General features: G+C 75.0%; 14 protein-coding genes and 1 pseudogene. 3 read left to right on the top strand and 12 right to left on the bottom strand.

All coding sequences use genetic code 11. From position 1 onward, the window contains the following. Positions 1-114: 114 nt before the first annotated feature. The 3 genes from BJ961_RS16135 to BJ961_RS16125 are packed head-to-tail and all read right to left on the bottom strand — an operon-like array spanning position 115 to position 2,704. Complete coding sequence (locus tag BJ961_RS16135; RefSeq protein ID WP_271413524.1) at positions 115-1,116, bottom strand: ACP S-malonyltransferase; 1,002 nt, start codon at positions 1,114-1,116, stop codon at positions 115-117. Further along, positions 1,113-2,429 (bottom strand): beta-ketoacyl-[acyl-carrier-protein] synthase family protein, encoded by a 1,317-nt coding sequence (locus BJ961_RS16130; protein WP_271413523.1) that lies wholly within the window; start codon positions 2,427-2,429, stop codon positions 1,113-1,115. Before BJ961_RS16130 ends, BJ961_RS16135 begins: the two co-directional genes overlap by 4 nt. Further along, positions 2,426-2,704, bottom strand: coding sequence for an acyl carrier protein (locus tag BJ961_RS16125; protein ID WP_271413522.1), 279 nt, complete (start codon positions 2,702-2,704; stop codon positions 2,426-2,428). The genes BJ961_RS16130 and BJ961_RS16125 overlap by 4 nt, the downstream gene beginning before the upstream one ends. A gap of 477 nt (positions 2,705-3,181) precedes the next feature. On the opposite strand from BJ961_RS16125, the gene BJ961_RS16120 reads away from it, so the two are divergent. Continuing rightward, positions 3,182-4,069: a CAP domain-containing protein gene (locus BJ961_RS16120; RefSeq protein WP_271413521.1), complete on the top strand. Its 888-nt coding sequence runs from the start codon at positions 3,182-3,184 to the stop codon at positions 4,067-4,069. Between the two features lie 6 nt (positions 4,070-4,075). Here BJ961_RS16120 and BJ961_RS16115 read toward each other — a convergent pair whose 3' ends face one another. From BJ961_RS16115 to BJ961_RS16105, 3 genes are read right to left on the bottom strand one after another with little or no spacing between them, the layout of a single operon-like run. After that, on the bottom strand, positions 4,076-5,416 hold the full coding sequence (locus BJ961_RS16115; RefSeq protein WP_271413520.1) for a sensor histidine kinase: 1,341 nt from the start codon (positions 5,414-5,416) through the stop codon (positions 4,076-4,078). Then, entirely contained in the window at positions 5,413-6,102 is a 690-nt protein-coding gene (locus tag BJ961_RS16110; RefSeq protein WP_271413519.1) for a response regulator transcription factor, read from the bottom strand. Before BJ961_RS16110 ends, BJ961_RS16115 begins: the two co-directional genes overlap by 4 nt. 53 nt (positions 6,103-6,155) lie before the next feature. Next, positions 6,156-6,500, bottom strand: a complete 345-nt coding sequence (locus BJ961_RS16105) for a hypothetical protein (protein ID WP_271413518.1) — start codon at positions 6,498-6,500, stop codon at positions 6,156-6,158. On the opposite strand from BJ961_RS16105, the gene BJ961_RS16100 reads away from it, so the two are divergent. Next, positions 6,493-6,714 carry a hypothetical protein gene (locus BJ961_RS16100; RefSeq protein WP_271413517.1) on the top strand — a complete coding sequence of 74 codons (222 nt, stop codon included), beginning with the start codon at positions 6,493-6,495 and terminating at the stop codon, positions 6,712-6,714. The two genes, BJ961_RS16105 and BJ961_RS16100, sit on opposite strands and share 8 nt — an antisense overlap. An 82-nt stretch (positions 6,715-6,796) precedes the next feature. Here the strand turns inward: BJ961_RS16100 and BJ961_RS16095 are convergent, their stop codons facing one another. The 3 genes from BJ961_RS16095 to BJ961_RS16085 form a co-directional block, all read right to left on the bottom strand. After that, positions 6,797-8,509, bottom strand: coding sequence for a cellulase family glycosylhydrolase (locus tag BJ961_RS16095; protein WP_271413516.1), 1,713 nt, complete (start codon positions 8,507-8,509; stop codon positions 6,797-6,799). Positions 8,510-8,705: 196 nt separating this feature from the next. Then, positions 8,706-10,307 carry a sulfite oxidase gene (locus BJ961_RS16090; RefSeq protein WP_271413515.1) on the bottom strand — a complete coding sequence of 534 codons (1,602 nt, stop codon included), beginning with the start codon at positions 10,305-10,307 and terminating at the stop codon, positions 8,706-8,708. Further along, positions 10,300-11,928, bottom strand: a complete 1,629-nt coding sequence (locus BJ961_RS16085) for an alpha/beta hydrolase (RefSeq protein ID WP_271413514.1) — start codon at positions 11,926-11,928, stop codon at positions 10,300-10,302. The genes BJ961_RS16090 and BJ961_RS16085 overlap by 8 nt, the downstream gene beginning before the upstream one ends. A gap of 82 nt (positions 11,929-12,010) precedes the next feature. Here BJ961_RS16085 and BJ961_RS16080 point away from each other — a divergent pair. Next, positions 12,011-13,029: pseudogene (locus tag BJ961_RS16080) on the top strand (helix-turn-helix domain-containing protein). On the opposite strand, the gene BJ961_RS16075 reads toward BJ961_RS16080, so the two are convergent. The 3 genes from BJ961_RS16075 to katG all read right to left on the bottom strand — a co-directional run bounded on the left by BJ961_RS16075 (position 12,972) and on the right by katG (position 16,640). Next, positions 12,972-13,238 carry a hypothetical protein gene (locus BJ961_RS16075; RefSeq protein WP_271413513.1) on the bottom strand — a complete coding sequence of 89 codons (267 nt, stop codon included), beginning with the start codon at positions 13,236-13,238 and terminating at the stop codon, positions 12,972-12,974. The pseudogene BJ961_RS16080 and the gene BJ961_RS16075 overlap by 58 nt on opposite strands. Beyond that, the gene (locus BJ961_RS16070) at positions 13,231-14,310 is read right to left on the bottom strand and encodes an aminoglycoside phosphotransferase family protein (protein ID WP_271413512.1); all 1,080 of its coding nucleotides are present in this window, start codon (positions 14,308-14,310) and stop codon (positions 13,231-13,233) included. The genes BJ961_RS16075 and BJ961_RS16070 overlap by 8 nt, the downstream gene beginning before the upstream one ends. 107 nt (positions 14,311-14,417) lie before the next feature. Next, the gene (gene katG, locus BJ961_RS16065; RefSeq protein WP_271413511.1) at positions 14,418-16,640 is read right to left on the bottom strand and encodes a catalase/peroxidase HPI; all 2,223 of its coding nucleotides are present in this window, start codon (positions 16,638-16,640) and stop codon (positions 14,418-14,420) included. Positions 16,641-16,643: the final 3 nt, after the last annotated feature.

Raw genomic sequence — 16,643 nt, 5'->3', positions numbered from 1 at the left:
CCTGCCGGGTGACGAGACCATGGTGTCGGCGCCGCCCTCGGTACGCCATGTGAGCCGGACCACTCCCGGCACTGTCAAGTACCCGGGCCGCGCCGGTCGGGTGAGGGGCCCGCCTCACCGCGGGGCGGCGGTGAGGCGGTGGCGGACGCGGTCGACGCCGACCGGGGTGCGGAAGGGGGCGGCGGTGGTGCAGCCGGGCAGGCCGGTCCTGGCCAGGGTGCTCAGCAGCGCTCTGGGTCCGCTGTCGAGGTAGGTGGTGAATCCGGCCCGGCGCATCGCGTGCAGGGTTCGCTGGAAGGCCAGGGGTTCGGTGAGGTGGGCGGCTGCCGCGGTGCGCAGTTGGGCCGGGGTGCGCGCGGGGCCCGCCGCACTGGCCGTGTGGACGGTGAGCGTGGGCGGGGCTACGTGCTGTGCGCGCAGGAGGCGTCTGAAGGCCCGGTGGACGTCGGTGAGCAGGGGGTGGTGGTAGGCGGTGCGGCTGGTCAGCGGGGTGGCGCGGCGGCCGAGCGCCCGCACCGAGCGCCGGACGGCGGCCAACTGGTCGTCGGGTCCGGCCAGGACCGTCTGCTGGGGGGCGTTGCGGGCGGCGATCCGTACCTGGGGCAGTTCCTCGGCACGCAGGAGATCGGCCGCCAGTTCGGGGCTCAGGTCGGTGGCCAGCAGGCCCGCCGCGGGGAGCGCGGCGTCGCGCAGCAGCCCGTCGCGCACGTGCAGCAGCCGCACCCCCTGCTCCAGGGTGATCGCTCCGGCCACGGTGAGCGCCGCGAGGTCGCCCACACTGTGGCCGAGGACCGCGTGGACGGACGGGGCCGCGAGGTCGAGCAGGAGAGTGGCGCAGGCGACCACCGCGGCGTAGGTGGCCAGGTCGAAGGCCAGGGGGTCGGTGCGGACGAGTCGTTCGGGGTCGGGTGCCGCGGCGTCGGTGAGGAGGTGGCCGACGGGAGGCCCGGTGCCGCCGAGTGCGCCACTGCGGGCGTCGACCGTCCGCAGCACCCGTGCGACGGACGGGACGTCGCTCAGGTGACGCAGGGCGCCGGGGAGGTAGGCCCCCTGGCCGGGGCACATCAGCACGGTGCGCGGTGTGCCGCCGGTGGGGGCCGTCGGATCGTTCCTCATGAGGCGTCGGCGAAGGCGAGGGCGACGTTGTGCCCGCCGAAGCCCATGCTCGTGGTGACGGCCGCGAGGGGGCCGGAGGGCAGGGCCGCGGGAGTGCGCCCGACGACGTTCAGGCGGATCTCGGGGTCCACGCGTTCGAGCGAGCAGGCGGGCGGTGCGCATCTCTCCCGCAGGGCGAGGACGGTGAGTACGGCCTCGATGGCTCCGGCGGCACCGAGGGTGTGCCCGAAGGCGCCCTTGGTGGCGCTGACGGCCACGTCGTCGATGCCCTTGGCGAAGACGCGGTGCAGCGCCTGCGCCTCGCCCAGGTCGCCCAGCGGTGTGGAGGTGGCGTGGGCGTTGATGTGCTGGATCCGCTCCGGCAGCAGGGCGGCGTCGCGCAGGGCGGCGTCGACGGCGGCCGCGCAGCCCGTTCCGCCGGGCGCGGGCTGGGCCACGTGGTGGCTGTCGTTGGTGATGCCGGCGCCGGTCAGCCGCCCGTGGACGCGGGCGCCGCGGGCGGCGGCGTGCCGGGCGCTCTCCAGGACGAGCATGCCGGCGCCCTCCCCCATCACGAAGCCGTCCCGGTCGGCGTCGAAGGGGCGGGACGCCCCCTTGGGGTCGTCGTGGCGCCGGGAGAGGGCCCGCAGCCGCGCGAACCCGGCCAGGGCCAGGGGATGCAGCGCGGCCTCGGTGCCGCCCGCGACCACGATGTCGGCGCGGCCGTCCCGGATCATGCCGAGGGCCTGCGCGAGGGCCTCGGCTCCGGAGGCGCAGGCACTGACCGGGGCGTGGACCCCGGCCTTGGCGCCCACCATCAGACCCACTTCGGCGGCCGGGTGGTTGGGCAGCATGACCGGGATGGTGCGCGGGCTCACCCGGCCCGCGCCCTGGGTCCGCAGGCGGGTGTTCTGCTCCAGGATGCTGGTGAGCCCGCCGAGCCCCACCCCGACGACCACGGCCACCCGCGAGCCGCCCGCGGCCACCGACGACGCGTCGGGGAAACCCGCGTCGTGGACGGCCTCCCGGGCGGCGACGAGCGCGAACTGCGCCGAGCGGTCGCAGTGCGCCGCCTTGGCGGACGGCAGGACCGTCCTGGGGTCGACCGCGGCCGGGGCCGCGAGATACACCTGCTCGGGCCCCTCCGGCTCTCCGAAGTCGACGCGCTCGACGCCGCACACGCCGCCCAGCAGGGCCCGCCAGGTGGAGGGGACGTCGCCGCCCAGCGCGGTCGTCAGTCCGAGCCCGGTGACGACGGCGCTGCGTGCGCCGGGGGCCCCGTCCCCGGGGGCGCGGTCCCCGGGGGCCGGGTCGGCCGCGTGCCGTGGGCTCACGCGGTGCCGCCCGCGGGGGCGGCGACCGCTTCGGCGAGGTGCGCGGCGATCTGCCGCACCGTCGTGAGGCTCTCCGCCTGTTCCTGGGGCACCTCGATCTGCCAGCGGTCCTCGATGGCGGCGACCAGCTCCAGCCTGGCCAGCGAGTCGACGCCCAGGTCGTCCTGGAGGGAGGCGTCCGGATCGATCTCCTCCACGGACAGGTCCTCGACCGTGGCGGCCAGCAGGTCCCGCAGTTCGTCGAGCAGCTGTCGTTCGTCAGCGGTGGACGGCATGTCCGGTTCCTCCTTCGTCGGTGCACGGCGCGCGCCCGGGGGCGGTGGGGCGGGAGGACCCGGTCTCCTCGGGCGCGCGCCGGCGGTGTCCGGCGACCTGCCGGTTGCACGCCGACAGACTGTCCGGCCCTCCGGCGGGGTAAGCGCCGGGCCCGGGGTGACGGCGGAGCGTCGGGGGCACGTCAGGGGATCCTGCGGACCCCCGTGTCCGCCTTTCACTGTGAAGCGCCCCGCCGCGGACCGAGGGTGGCGGGCGGCGGGAGCGTAGGGGGAGGGGCGACGAGGCGGTGGTGTCGCACTTCCTCAACGGACTTTGGCGGCATCTTTAAGGCTTTCTGAAGATGACCTTCGAACGGCCGTTTCCCCTCCGGACGCGTCCTAGGCTCTCGAACACCCCCCACGGTCCCGGTGGGCGCGGTCGCGTCCACCGGGTACGGGGTTCCGCCGGCCCGACCGACAAACCGAGGTGTTCCGCGTATGGGTTCCCGCCGAGCCGCTCGCCCGTCCCGCTCCCATGCCCGCCCCCGCGGCGGGCTCCGGACCCGCGGTACCGCGCTGGCACTCGGCGCCGTCACCCTCACGGCGGGTGTCGGGATCACTCTGGCCGTCACCGACGGGGACGACGGCGGGGCCTCGGACCGGGTCACCGCGAACGCCGCCGACGAGGCCCCGAACGCCGAGGCGGCGGCGGGCGGGGCGTCGCCGCTCGCGTCCGTGTCGGCGAGCCCGAGCGCCACGGCGAGCGGCTCCCCGAGCGGGAGCGCCGAGCCGAAGGAGACGGCGAGGAAGACGGCGAGCCCGTCGACCAGCGCCGCCAAGGCCCCCGCGCCGTCCTCCAAGGCGCCGGTCAAGGCCGCGACGAAGAGCGGCGCAGACGGATCCGGCGGTGGCAGCGGCTCGGGGTCGGGATCGGGCAGCGGATCAGGAGCGGGGTCCGGCTCCGGTTCGGGATCAGGCTCGGGATCGGGTCCCGGTGCCACGGGTGGGACCGAGGCGCGGGTCCTCGCGCTGGTGAACGAGGAGCGGGCCGCGGCGGGCTGCTCGCCGGTCACCGCGAACGACAGGCTGACCCGGGCCGCGGACGACTACAGCGACGTCATGGCGAGCAGCGGTGTGATGTCCCACACCGGCCCCGACGGCTCCACCATGGCGAGCCGGGTCGAGGCCGCCGGCTACCGGTGGTCCGCGCTGGGCGAGAACATAGCCCAGGGGCAGGCGGACGCCGCCTCGGTGATGGACGCCTGGATGAACAGCTCCGGCCACCGCGCGAACATACTCAACTGCTCCTTCAGGGAGCTGGGCGTCGGCGTCCACTTCGGCGACGGCGGTCCCTGGTGGACCCAGGACTTCGGCACCGGCCGCTGACGCCGGTCACCGCTCTCCGCCCCCACTCGCGCCCCCAGCGGCGTCCGCGCCGGTCAGCACGAACGACACACGCACCCGGGCGCCCCCGAGCGGCGCGCGGGTGATCGTCAGTTCGCCGTCCGCCGTGCGGGCCGCCCGGGCCACGATGTCCAGGCCGAGCCCGGTGGAGCCGCCGACGCTGACGCCCCGGGTGAGGGCCGCCCCGGGGTCCGCGACGCCCGGTCCGGCGTCGTCGACCGTGAGGTACACGTGCCGGTCCTGCCGTTCCACGCGTACGACGAAACGGGTGCCCTGCGGGGTGTGCCGGAAGACGTTGCCGATGAGGGCGTCGACGACGGCCGCGAGGTCGTCCTCGGGGAAGGCCACGGGCGTGGGCCGCGGGGTGAGGGAGCGCTCGAACGGCCGTTCCTGCTGGGTGGCGAGGACCGACCAGAAGTCCAGGCGCATGGCGACCACCTCGGCCACGTCGCACGGTTTCGCCGTGCCCGCCCCGGCCCCGGCGAGCTGTGCCGACGCCAGGGGTGTGCGCGCCGCCGCGATGATCGAGTCGAGTTCGCTCTCGAGCTGGCCGGCCGCTTCCGTGACCCGCCGGGCGCTCGGCGTCGCGCCCATCCGGTCGGCCTCCAGGTAGAGGGCGGTCAGCGGGGTGCGCAGCCGGTGGGAGAGGTCCGCGACCAGTTCGCGTTCGACGGCGAGCAGGTCGACGACCCGGTCGGCCATGGTGTTGAACGCCGCCCCGGCCTCCTGCAGCTCGGGCGGGCCGTCCGGTTCCACCCGTACGCCGAGGTCGCCGGAGCCGAGGGCGAGCGAGGCGCGTTTCAGGCTCCGGGAGGAGCGGACCACACGGGCGCCGAGCCGGTCGGCGACCAGCACCGAACCACCCACCAGTCCGACGGCGAGCAGCGCCATCACGCCCCACGAGGCCGCGACGCCCCGGGTGAGGTCCGCGGCGGGCACGTAGGCCTCGACGACCGCGACCCGCTCGCCCCGCAGGACGACGGGCTGGAGGTACGCCCAGCCGTCCGGGGTGTCCACGGCGAGGGTCTCGCGTCCCCGTACGGCCCGGTCGAGGGCCTCCTCGGGCGCGTGCGGGGTGCCGACGAAGCCTCCGTCGGGCAGCCGCACGACCAACTGGTCCGCGGAGCCGAGTTCCGCGACCGCCTGCTGCACGTCGGCCCGCCGGGTGGTGAGGGCGAGCACCGGTGAGAGGGCGGAGGCGCGCTGCTCGGCGGCGGTGGTGACCCGGTCCCGGGCCTGTTCGCGGACGAGGAGGGCGAGCGGGATGAGGAACGACAGCGCCACCATCGAGGTGACGGCCAGGGCGATCCCGGCGAGGGCTCGTCTCACGGCGCGCTGACCAGCTTGATGCCGATGCCGCGCACGGTGTGGAGGTAGCGGGGCTTTCGCGCCTTCTCGCCCATTTTGCGGCGGAGCGCGGAGAGGTGGACGTCCACCGTCTGGTCCTCCACGTACGGCTGCTGCCACACCTCGGCGAGTATCCGCTGTCGCGAGATGACCTGGTCGGCGTTGGCGGCCAGGTAGGCGAGCAGGTCGAACTCACGTCGCGTGAGGGGCAGTTCCCGGTCGGCGAGGTGGGCGGTGCGCGCGGTGGGGTCGATGCGCAGGTCGGCGACCCGCAGGACGGGGCGCCGGGCGGCCACGAGGTCGGCGGGCGCCGAGCGGCGCAGCACGGCGGCGAGCCGGGCCGCGAGCTGGCCGCCGGAGAACGGCTTGACCATGTAGTCGTCGGCGCCGGCGTTCAGCAGCCGGATGATCTCGGTCTCGTCGTCCCGGGCGGTGGCGACCAGCACCGGGACGCGGGATATGCCGCGGATCATCCGGAGCACGTCGAGGCCGTCGAGGTCGGGCAGCCCGAGGTCGAGCACGACGATGTCCGGCGGGCTCTGGGTGATGTCGCGCAGCGCCTCGAAACCCTGGTGCGCGGTCTTGACCGCGTAGCCGTGCCCGGTCAGGACCTCGATCAGCGCGGCCCGGATCACGGGGTCGTCCTCGACGACAAGTACGGAGGCCATGGGCAGGCACGTTAGCCGGTCCGTCACTATGGTGTCGTGTCCCGCCTCCTGCGCTACCTGATCATCTGGCTGTCCTGCACGGCGGCCAGTGTCACGGCCGTCATCATCACGATCCACTTCGTGGTGGGGTCGACCCGGCCGACCGCGCCGGTCGCGCAGACGGCGCCGAAGGAGCCGCCGCCCTCTCCCCGGCCGACCGTCTCCAAGACCGTGACGGCCACTCCCAGCCCGTCACCCACCAGCCGCCCGCCCAGCGCCGCGCCGTCCCGCACCCGCGAGGAGCCGCCCGCGCCGACGCCGACTCCCACGCCGACGCCGAGCCCGCACACCACTGCCCCGCGGCCTCCGGCGGGCGGGGGCGCCCCGGGCTGCGAGGAGGGCGGGGCGGGCGTGTACACGGTGCCGTCCGAGGGCGGCAAGGCGACCGTGCGGTTCGGTGACGGTGCCGTGTGCCTGATCTCGGCGGTGCCGAACCAGGGCTTCACGGCGAGTACGGAGCAGAGCGCGCCGCAGACGCTGAAGGTGACGTTCTCGGCGGGCCGTCACCGTTCGGAGATCACCGCGACGACGCAGCCGCAGAGCCGGGCCGACGTCCGCGAGGTGTCGTGGTGACGTCGCTCACCCCTGCTCCGCCGCATGTCACCGGCCGGCCGGAGCGGCGGCCGCCCGCCACCGCACCGGCCGGGGCCCGGGGTCAGGCCGTGGCGCAGGAGGCCCCGTCGAGGCTGAACGCGGTCGGGGCGGTGTTGGTGGCGCCCTTCCGGGCGGTGAAGCCCAGGGTGACCGTGCCGCCGGCCGGGATGGTGGCGGTGTAGGAGGCCGGGGTGACGCGCACCGCTCCCGCGTTCTGGGCGGCGGTTCCTCCCCACATGTGGGTGATGCTCTGGCCGTCCGCGAAGGCGAAGGCGAGCGTCCACGGGGTGATGGCGGTGTTCCCGGTGTTGCGGACGGCGATCTCGCCCTGGAAGCCGCCGGGCCACTCCCCCACGACGCGGTAGCCGACGGAGCAGGAACCGACCGGGGTGCCGCCGCCCTCGTCGGTGGTGACCACCACGGTGGCGGACCGGGCCGACCGGTTGCCGGCCGCGTCGCGGGCGCGGACGGCGAAGGTGTAGGCGGTGTCCGCGGTGAGGCCGGTCACGGTGGCGGTGGTGGTCGTCGGGGCGGCGACCACGCTCTCCGCACCGTCGACGACGCGGACGACGTCGTAGCCGGTGACCGCGGTGTCGTCGGTGGCGGCGGACCAGCCGAGCGTGACGGAGGTGTCCGTGACCGCGGTGGCGGCCGGGGCGCCGGGAGCCGTCGGGGCCTGGGTGTCCGGGGCGCCGCCGCCGTACACGGTGGCTTCCTTCGAGGTCTGGGCGATGCCGTCGGCGCCGTGGAAGACCCGGTCGCCCCAGTCGCTGAGCCGGTTCGGGTCGAAGTCGATCGCCAGGTCGAGGACCGGGTCGGTGTTGCCGCTCCACGACCAGGCCAGGTAGCCGAGGCCGAGCTGCTCGGCGGTGGCCATCATGGTGTCCTCGTCCGGGTCGCCGTACTGGTCGGCGGGTCCGCCGAACTCGCCGATGAGGATGGGAAGTTCCGCGTCGACGAACGCGTTCAGGTAGTCGGTGATCTCCTGGGCGGTGTCGAAGACGCTGTACATGTGGATGGAGAAGATCAGGTTGCCGGTGGGGTCGGCGTCGTAGACGGTTCGCGCGTTGGCGCGCATGACGCCCTGCCAGTCCTGGCCCCAGTTGGGCGCGTCCACCATGATCGTGTGCCGGAGTCCGGCGGCGCGCAGCTTCTCGACGGCCGCGACGGTGGGCTCGGTCCAGCCGGCCGGGTCGGTGTTGCCCCAGGGCTCGTTGCCGATGTTGACGACGACGTAGTCCTCCTGGCCGGCCAGCACGTCCTTGAGGCCGATCCAGTAGTCGGCGGCGTGGTCGAGGGTGCCGGCCGCCGCGTCCTCGCCGTAGCCGGTGGTGTCGTGGACCTCCAGGACGCAGATCAGCCGGTTGGCCTTGCACTGCCCGATGACGGCGGCGACGTCCTCGGGGCTGTTCTCGCTCCAGCGGTACCCGTCGGAGAGGACCACCCGGACGCTGTTGGCGCCCAGCGCCTTGACGTCCGCCAGCGACCGGGTCTCGCCGGGGTACCAGGTGTGGGCGTGGTTGACCCCGCGCATGACGAAGTCGTTGCCGTTGCCCTCCAGCAGCCTGCCCCCGCTGATGTGCAGCCCGGCCGCGTCGGCCGCCCGCGCCCCGGCCGGCCGGGCGTCGGCGGTCCGGGCTCCGGGCGGCTGGGCCACGGCCCCACCGGGGAAGAGGGCCCCGACGACCACCAGCCCGATCAGCGCGGCCAGACCCGTCAGCAGACGGGCGAGGAGTGGTTTCGGTGCGGATGTGTCGCGTCTTGCTGTGCGCACGGCGACTCCAGGACTGAGTAGGGCGGACACGATGGGCGATGAGGGTGTGGGAGCGCTCCCATGAACTCATCACGCCGCGTACACGTCAAGACGCCGCACAGAAAACGCTTGCCCGGTTGCGGGCTGCCGCGGCCGGGGCTGAGCCGGCCGCAGCACCACTGGAGGCCCGTGCGCAACGCGTCACTCGCCCACCGGGTCAGGCGTCGACCGTCACCACCACCGAGTGCCATCCGCTCGCACCGTCGGGCACCGTGCGGGTGCGCTTCTCGGTCTGCACCTCGCCGGTCCGGTCGGTGGCCCGCACGGTGAGGGTGTGGCCGCCCTTGGTGGCCTGCCAGGCGTACGACCACTGGCGCCAGGTGTCGCGCGAGTCCTCGGCGGCCAGGGTGGCCTCCTGCCAGGGGCCGTCGTCGACGCGGATCTCGACCTTGTCGATGCCGCGGTGCTGGGCCCAGGCGACTCCGGCGACCATCACCGTGCCCGCCTTCGGCCGGGCGAAGGGCTTCGGGGTGTCGATCCGGGACTGGGTCTTGATCGGCGCCTCGGGGGCCCAGTCGCGCTTGACCCAGTACGAGTCGTAGGCGTCGAACGTGGTCAGCTCGATGTCCTCGATCCACTTGCAGGCCGAGACGTAGCCGTAGAGGCCGGGCACGAGCATGCGGACGGGGAATCCGTGCTCGAACGGCAGGGGCTCGCCGTTCATGCCGACGGCGAGCAGGGCGTCGCGGCCGTCCATGACGTCCTCGACGGGACTGCCGATGGTCATGCCGTCCACGGAGCGGGCCACCAGCTGGTCCGCCGGGCCGCCCTTCGACGGCGGACGGACGCCGCACTCCGCCAGCAGGTCGGCGAGCCGGACGCCGATCCAGCGGGCGTTGCCCACGTACGGGCCGCCCACCTCGTTGGACACGCAGGTGAGGGTGATGTCCCGCTCGATCAGCCGCCGTCGCAGGAGGTCGTCGAAGGTCAGCGTCTTCTCCCTGCTGACCCCGTCGCCGTGGATGCGCAGCCGCCAGGCGGTGGCGTCCACCTTGGGGACCACCAGGGCGGTGTCGACCCGGTAGAAGTCGCCGTTGGGCGTGACGAAGGGGCTGACCCCCTCCACCCCGACCTGTGCCCGCCGGGGCACCGCGGGGGCCGGTGAGCCGGGCGCCGGGAGGGCGACGTTCTTGCGGGAGGCGACCGCGTCCCGGCCGCCGGCCCCGCTCAGGGCCCGGCCCAGGACGCCGGCGCCCGCGGAGGCGGCGGCCGCGGCGGTCGCCGCGACGACGAAACGGCGGCGGTCCCAGCCCTCGCCCCGCTCTCCCGGCTCCGCCCGGCGCGGCGGCGGGAGGAGCCCGACGAGGACGTACAGGAGGACGGCGCCCGCGACCGCCCCCAGGACGGAGGGGAAGGCGTCCGTGACACCGGTGGAGTCGGGCCTGCCGAGCGCCGCCGTCGCGCCGACGACGCCGAAGACCAGGACCCCGGCGGCACCACTGCGCCGGTGGCGGGCGGCGAGCGCTCCGAGGGCCAGGGCCAGCAGCGTCAGGACCGCGAGGATGCCGAGTTGGAGCACCAGCTTGTCGTTGGTGCCGAAGGTGCGGATCGCCCAGTCCTTCAGGGCGATCGGCGTGCGGTCGATGGCGGCCCCGCCCACCGCGACGACCGGGCCCGCCTCCGGGCGTACGGCCGCCGCCACCAGTTCGGCGACGGCCAGCGCGGCGCCGCCCGCCAGGAGCCCGCTCAGCGCGCCCAGCCCGGAGCGGGTCCATGTCGGGGCCGACGGTTTCCGTGGGGTCTTGTCCTCGTCACTCACGCCGGTAATCCGGGGCCGCGGGGCGCGCGGATTGGTGCGCGCCGCCGACGAGGCCCAGCACCGAGCGCATCGCGTGCCGCACCGCCTCGCGGGACTCGTCGGTCGGGTCGACCGTCTCGAAGGAGTGGTGGCCGTGCGGCACGTCGATCACCTCCACGTCGGCCCCGTGCTTCTCGGCCGCGGCCAGGAACTCCTCGACGGTGGCCGCGATCTCGGGCATCTCCCGTCCCACGCGGGTGAGGACGACGGGCGGCGAGCCCGCACCGGCCACCGCGCGCACCGGCTGGAACCGGCTGTCCGGCAGGCCCCAGTTGGGCAGGGGCGCGAGGACCGGGTAGGTCGCCGCCAGGCAGCGCAGCCAGGCGGGGGGCGTGTCCAGCCAGTCGGCGGCGATCAGGCCGCCGCCGGAGAAGAACCACAGCGCGATCCGGTCCGCGTCCACCCGGGGGTCGGACCGGACCAGTTCCACGGCGGCGGCGACGTCGTCGGCCGCGCGCCCGTAGTCGGCCAGGTCGTGCAGACGGTGGTCCAGGACCGCGCCCACCGCTCCCTTATCGGCCGCGTACCGGGCGTACCCCGTCAGGACCGGCCAGTCCCGCGGGGTGGGGCGGGCGTCGGCGGGGACCGGACCGCCGTGCACGAAGACCACCGCCGGGCGCGGCTCCTCGGCGTCGGGCAGGTGGAGGTCGACGTTCCCGTGCCGCTCCCTGGGGACTTCGGGCACCTGAAGCGGGAACGGACGCAGGTGCGGGGGCGTCGCGCCCTTCCCGGCCGGCTCCAGCCGGTGCCCCTCACCGGCCGCGGCCCGCAGCAGTACGTCCGTGAGTTCGTCGGGGCGGGACAGCATCGGCCAGTGTCCGGTGGGCAGTTCGAAGAAGGTCACCCGGGGGTCCAGCAGGGCCTGCAGCGCGGGGTCGCCGAAGCCGACCAGCATCTGGACCATCTCGATGCTCGAACCGTTCCCGGTGCACAGCACGCCGGTGGTGGGGACCCGGGCCACCGCGCCGGTGAGCCGCAGCGGCTGGAGCAGGGTGCCCGGCGGCTGCGGGGCGGCGAGGGCGGTGAGCCGGTCCAGGGCCGGGCCGGGAACGCCCGCGGTGCTGCCCCAGCGCGGCCACTCGTCACGGGCCGGGGGCGGGACCGCGCCGTCGTCCGCCTCGTCCGGGTGCCCGCCGGCCGCGGCCCGGGCGGCGCAGCGCTCTCGCACGGACGGGTCGGGGACGGCGGCCAGGGCCGGGACGCCGTCCCGGGGCAGGCCCGAGTCGAGGTGGACGATCCTGCCGACCCGCCCCGCGCGCCGGTCGGCGGCGCCGACCGCCGGGTGGATGCCGTAGTCGTGGCCGACCAGCACCGTCTCCCGGCCGGGCACCGGGTCGATCGAGTCGATCACCGCCAGGACGTCCGCGATGTGTGTCTCCAGGTCGACGGCGGCCGCCCGCGTCCCGCGCGCGGCCCCGTGCGGAGTCCCGTTCTGGATCCCGTTCGGGGTCCCGTGCGGGCCTTCGAGTCCCGTGAGGGCGACGGTGTGTGCCTCGGCGCCGGCGGCGGTCAGGCGCGCGGCCGTCTCCTGCCACACGTGGCTGCCGGTGAACATTCCCGACACCAGGATGAACACGGTCATGGTCTCTCCTCCGTCCGCGGCCCGGCCGGTCGCCGGCCCGCTGTCGCCGGTACGGTAGGAACTCCCCCTGAGGGAGGTTCAAGTGTCCACGTCGTACGACGGTCTGTGCGGCATCGGGGAACTCGCCGAGCGGGCGGGTGTCACCGTCAAGACCGTCCGCTTCTACTCCGACCGCGGCCTGCTGCCGGAGGTGTCCCGCAGCGCCGGCGGGCACCGGAGGTACGGTCCCGGGGCGCTCGACCGGCTGCGGCTGATCCGTTCCCTGCGTGCCCTGGACGTGTCCGTGCCCGAGGTGCGGCGGATCCTCGCGGAGGAGGACGCGGACGGGCCCGCCGGCGGGGCGAGCGGCGTGCTGGAGTCGGCGGTGGCGGGCCGGCTGCGCGAAGTCGGCTCCGAGCTGAGGGCGTTGCGCTGGCGGGAGGCCGCGCTGCGGCTGGTGCAGGAGTGTCCGCCGGGACAGCGGGCGGACCGGCTGCGGCTCGTCGGTGCCGTGCGGCTGCCGCCCAGTACGGCCCCGCTGGTCCGGTTCTGGCGGGGCTGGCTGCCGGCCCGGATGCCGGCCGGGGCCGCCGCGGCGTTCCTGGACGTGGCGGTGCCGCAACCGCCCGACGATCCCGCCCCTCGCAGGTCCTCGCCTTCGCCCGGCTCAACGCCCTCACGCTCGCCCCCTGCCCCGGCACGGCGCGGCCGCAGCCCGAGGCGCACCGGGCCGCCGGCGCCCGGGGTGCCGCCGTGCTGTACGCCGGGCTGGCGGAGGCGTACGAGCTGGCCGGGGCGCAGCTGCGCCGGGGCCGGGAGCCGCACCCGGGTGAGGCCCTGGAGGGGTTCGTGACCGCGTACACGAGCGCGTACGGGGTCCGGGACACCCCGGGCTTCCGGCACCGGTTGGCCGGGCAACTGGCCGCCGACCCTCGGCTGGACGGCTACTGGGAGCTGGTGGCCGAGGTGACCACCCCGCCGGGCGGGCGCCCCGAGCCCACCCCGGGGTCCGCGCACGCCTGGCTGCTGACGGCGCTGTCCGCCGAGACGGGGGCGGTGCCGGATCAGGGCATGTCGCCCCGCCAGTCGAAGCGGCGGGCGTCGCCCGGCCTCGGGGCGTAGGAGGCGCGGCCGCCCGGGCCGTAGCGGCCTATCTCCGTCGCCAGGGACACTCCCCGGTCGCTCTCCTGTTCCGTGAGGTCCGTGACGTCCAGGAGCAGGCCGTCCAGTGGGCCGCCCACCAGGTGCGCGTAGACGCGCCCGGCACGCGGCCCGGGGTTGTCGTGGTCCGCGCCGTAGACCCTGCCCCGCATGAACTCCACCTCATCCATGCCCCGTAGCCTCGCATCCGCCACTGACAACGGCGGCCCGCGCGGCGGGGGACGGATCTCCGGCTCGTCGCCAGAGGGGTGGGTCGTCCAGCAGTTCGAGCAGGCAGCGGGCGCCCGCCGCGGCCGTCTCGGCGGCGGCCCGGCCCGACGCGGTGGGGAAGAGCCGGCCGTAGGCGCTCGCCCTGCTCAGGGCGCCGAGCCGCCAGGCCAGGCTCACCGCGCGACGCAGTTCCGCGGCCGTCCGGCCGGTGCCCGTCCATGGTTCCAGGTAGGCGTCGCGCAGGCGTGGCAGTACCTCCGGCCCGTGGTGCTCGCGGGCCCGGCGGGCGGGGACGGTGAGGCTGGAGAAGGGGTGGGCCACGACGGCGTCGCCCCAGTCGAAGAACGTGAACCTGCCGGGCGCCGGGCGGAACAGCTGGCCGTCGTGCAGGTCGGCGTGGTCGAGGGAGTCGGGGACGCCGAGCGCGTCGAGTTCCGCGCACCAGTCGACGAGGCGGGGGCGCAGCCGGCGCAGCCTCGCGCGGTCCCGGGGCGGCAGCGGGGTGTCGTCGAGCCGGTCGAACACGGCGGGCAGCGCGGTGGCGGGCGCGGCGGGCACCCCGAGCCGCCGGAGGTCCCGCACGCGGGGGGCCAGGGCGTACTGCACGGCCGCGTACTGGCGCAGGAGTTCTTCCCACTCGCCGGGACCGACCGGCTCGCGGGCGAGTACGTCGCGCAGGAGCGGTCCCCCGTCGGGCAGCAGCGACCAGCCTCGGCGGGTGTCCACCGCCAGCGGCTCCAGTACGTGCCCGGGGACCCAGCGGGCCAGCGCCTCGGTCAGCGCGCCCTCGAAGGCGCCGGCCGGTGGACTCGCCTTGAACCAGACCGGGTCGCCTCCCTCGACGGACAGCCGCAGCAGGACGGACCACGGTCGCAGCCGCACCCGCCACTCCCCCGTCGGACGCAGGTGACGGGCGGCCAGCCCGGCCTTCGCCCAGCCGAGTGCCTCCGCCCGCCAGGCCCGCTCCTCCCAGGGGGTGACGGCGTCCTGGTACAGCCCCCGGTCCACGGCTGTCGGCGCGTCACTGTGCATCACGCCATCCCAGCACCGTGCGCCATCGGCGGCCACCGGTTTCCGACCGGCCCGCGCCGGCCGTACGGGCCGGCCGGTGCGCGACCGGCCGGCCCGGAGCGGCTCGGTCAGGCCAGGTCGAAGCGGTCGAGGTTCATGACCTTGACCCAGGCGGCGACGAAGTCGTGCACGAACTTCTCCTTGGCGTCGTCGCTCGCGTAGACCTCGGCGAGCGCCCGCAGCTCGGCGTTCGAGCCGAAGACCAGGTCGGCGCGGCTGCCGGCCCACCTGACCTCGCCCGTGGCCGCGTCACGGCCCTCGAAGGTGGTCTGGTCCTCGGACGTCGCCTTCCACGTGGTGCCCAGGTCGAGCAGGTTGACGAAGAAGTCGTTGGTGAGCGAGCCGGGGGTGGTGGTGAGGACGCCGAGCTGGGACTGCCGGTGGTTGGCGCCCAGGACGCGCAGGCCACCGACCAGGACGGTCATCTCGGGGGCGGTCAGGGTGAGCAGGTTCGCCCGGTCGAGCAGCAGGAACTCGGCCGGCAGGCGGTTGCCCTTGCCGTGGTGGTTGCGGAACCCGTCGGCCGTCGGCTCGAGCGCCTCGAAGGACTCGGCGTCGGTGTGCTCCTGCGTCGCGTCGACGCGACCGGCGGCGAAGGGGACCTCCACCTGGTAGCCGGCTTCCTTGGCGGCCTTCTCGACGGCGGCGGAACCGCCCAGGACGATCAGGTCGGCCAGGGAGACCTTCCGGGTGCCGGACCCGGAGTTGAACTCCCGCTGGACGCCCTCCAGGACGCGCAGGACCTGGGCCAGCTCGTCGGGCTCGTTGACCTCCCAGCCGCGCTGCGGCTCCAGGCGGATGCGGGCGCCGTCGGCGCCGCCGCGCTTGTCGCTGCCGCGGAAGGTGGACGCCGAGGCCCAGGCGGTGGACACGAGCTGCGAGACGGAGAGGCCGGACTCCAGGAGCTTGGTCTTGAGGGTCGCGACGTCCTCGGCGTCGACGGCCTCGCCCTCGGGCTCGGGCAGCGGGTCCTGCCAGAGCAGGGTCTCCTCGGGGACCTCCGGGCCGAGGTAGAGGGACTTGGGGCCCATGTCACGGTGGGTCAGCTTGAACCAGGCGCGGGCGAAGGCGTCGGCGAACTCCTCCGGGTTCTCGTAGAACCGGCGGGAGATCGGCCCGTAGACCGGGTCGAGGCGCAGCGACAGGTCGGTGGTGAGCATCCGCGGACGGTGCTTCTTCGACGGGTCGTGCGCGTCGGGGATGATCTCCGGGGCGTCCTTGGCCACCCACTGGTTGGCGCCGGCCGGGCTCTGTTCCAGCTCGTACTCGAACTCGAAGAGGTTCTTGAAGAACCCGTTGCCCCACCGGGTGGGCGTGCTGGTCCAGGTGACCTCCAGACCGGAGGTGATGGCGTCGCCGCCCCGGCCCGTGCCGTGGGTGCTCTTCCAGCCCAGGCCCATCTGCTCCATGGCGGCGGCCTCGGGGTCGTCGCCGACGGCGTCGGCCGGTCCCGCGCCGTGGGTCTTGCCGAAGGTGTGACCACCGGCGATGAGCGCGACGGTCTCCTCGTCGTTCATCGCCATGCGGCGGAACGTCTCGCGGATGTCGCGGGCGGCGGCGATCGGGTCCGGGTTGCCGTTCGGGCCCTCCGGGTTGACGTAGATCAGGCCCATCTGGACGGCGCCGAGCGGGTTCTCCAGCTCGCGGTCGCCGGTGTAGCGCCGGTCGTCGAGCCAGGTGGTCTCGGGGCCCCAGTAGACGTCCTCCTCGGCCTCCCAGACGTCGGCGCGGCCACCGGCGAAGCCGAAGGTCTCGAAGCCCATCGTCTCCAGGGCGACGTTGCCGGTGAGGACGAGCAGGTCGGCCCAGGAGAGGTTCTGGCCGTACTTCTTCTTGACCGGCCACAGCAGGCGGCGGGCCTTGTCGAGGTTGCCGTTGTCCGGCCAGCTGTTGAGCGGGGCGAAGCGCTGCTGGCCGGCTCCGGCGCCGCCGCGGCCGTCGCTGATGCGGTAGGTGCCGGCGCTGTGCCAGGCCATCCGGATCATCAGCGGTCCGTAGTTGCCGAAGTCGGCGGGCCACCAGTCCTGCGAGGTGGTCAGCACCTCGGCGATGTCCCGCTTCACGGCGGGCAGGTCGAGGGCGGCGAAGGCCTCGGCGTAGTCGAACTCCTCACCCAGCGGGTTGGCGACGGCCGGGTTCGCGGCGAGGATCTTCAGGTTGAGCCGCTCCGGCCACCACTGGCGGTTTCCGCCGCCCTGCGTGGGGTGCGGGGCGCGTCCGTGGGCCACCGGGCAGCCGCCCGCCTCCTCGGTCTTGGCGTCGGTCACGATGGCGTCGTGGTTCTCGGACATGGG

Source organism: Streptomyces lienomycini (genome assembly GCF_027947595.1).
GTDB classification, from domain to species: Bacteria; Actinomycetota; Actinomycetes; order Streptomycetales; family Streptomycetaceae; genus Streptomyces; species Streptomyces lienomycini.
The sequence above is the reverse complement of the archived record's forward strand: the minus strand, read 5'-3'. Positions and strand labels throughout refer to the sequence as shown.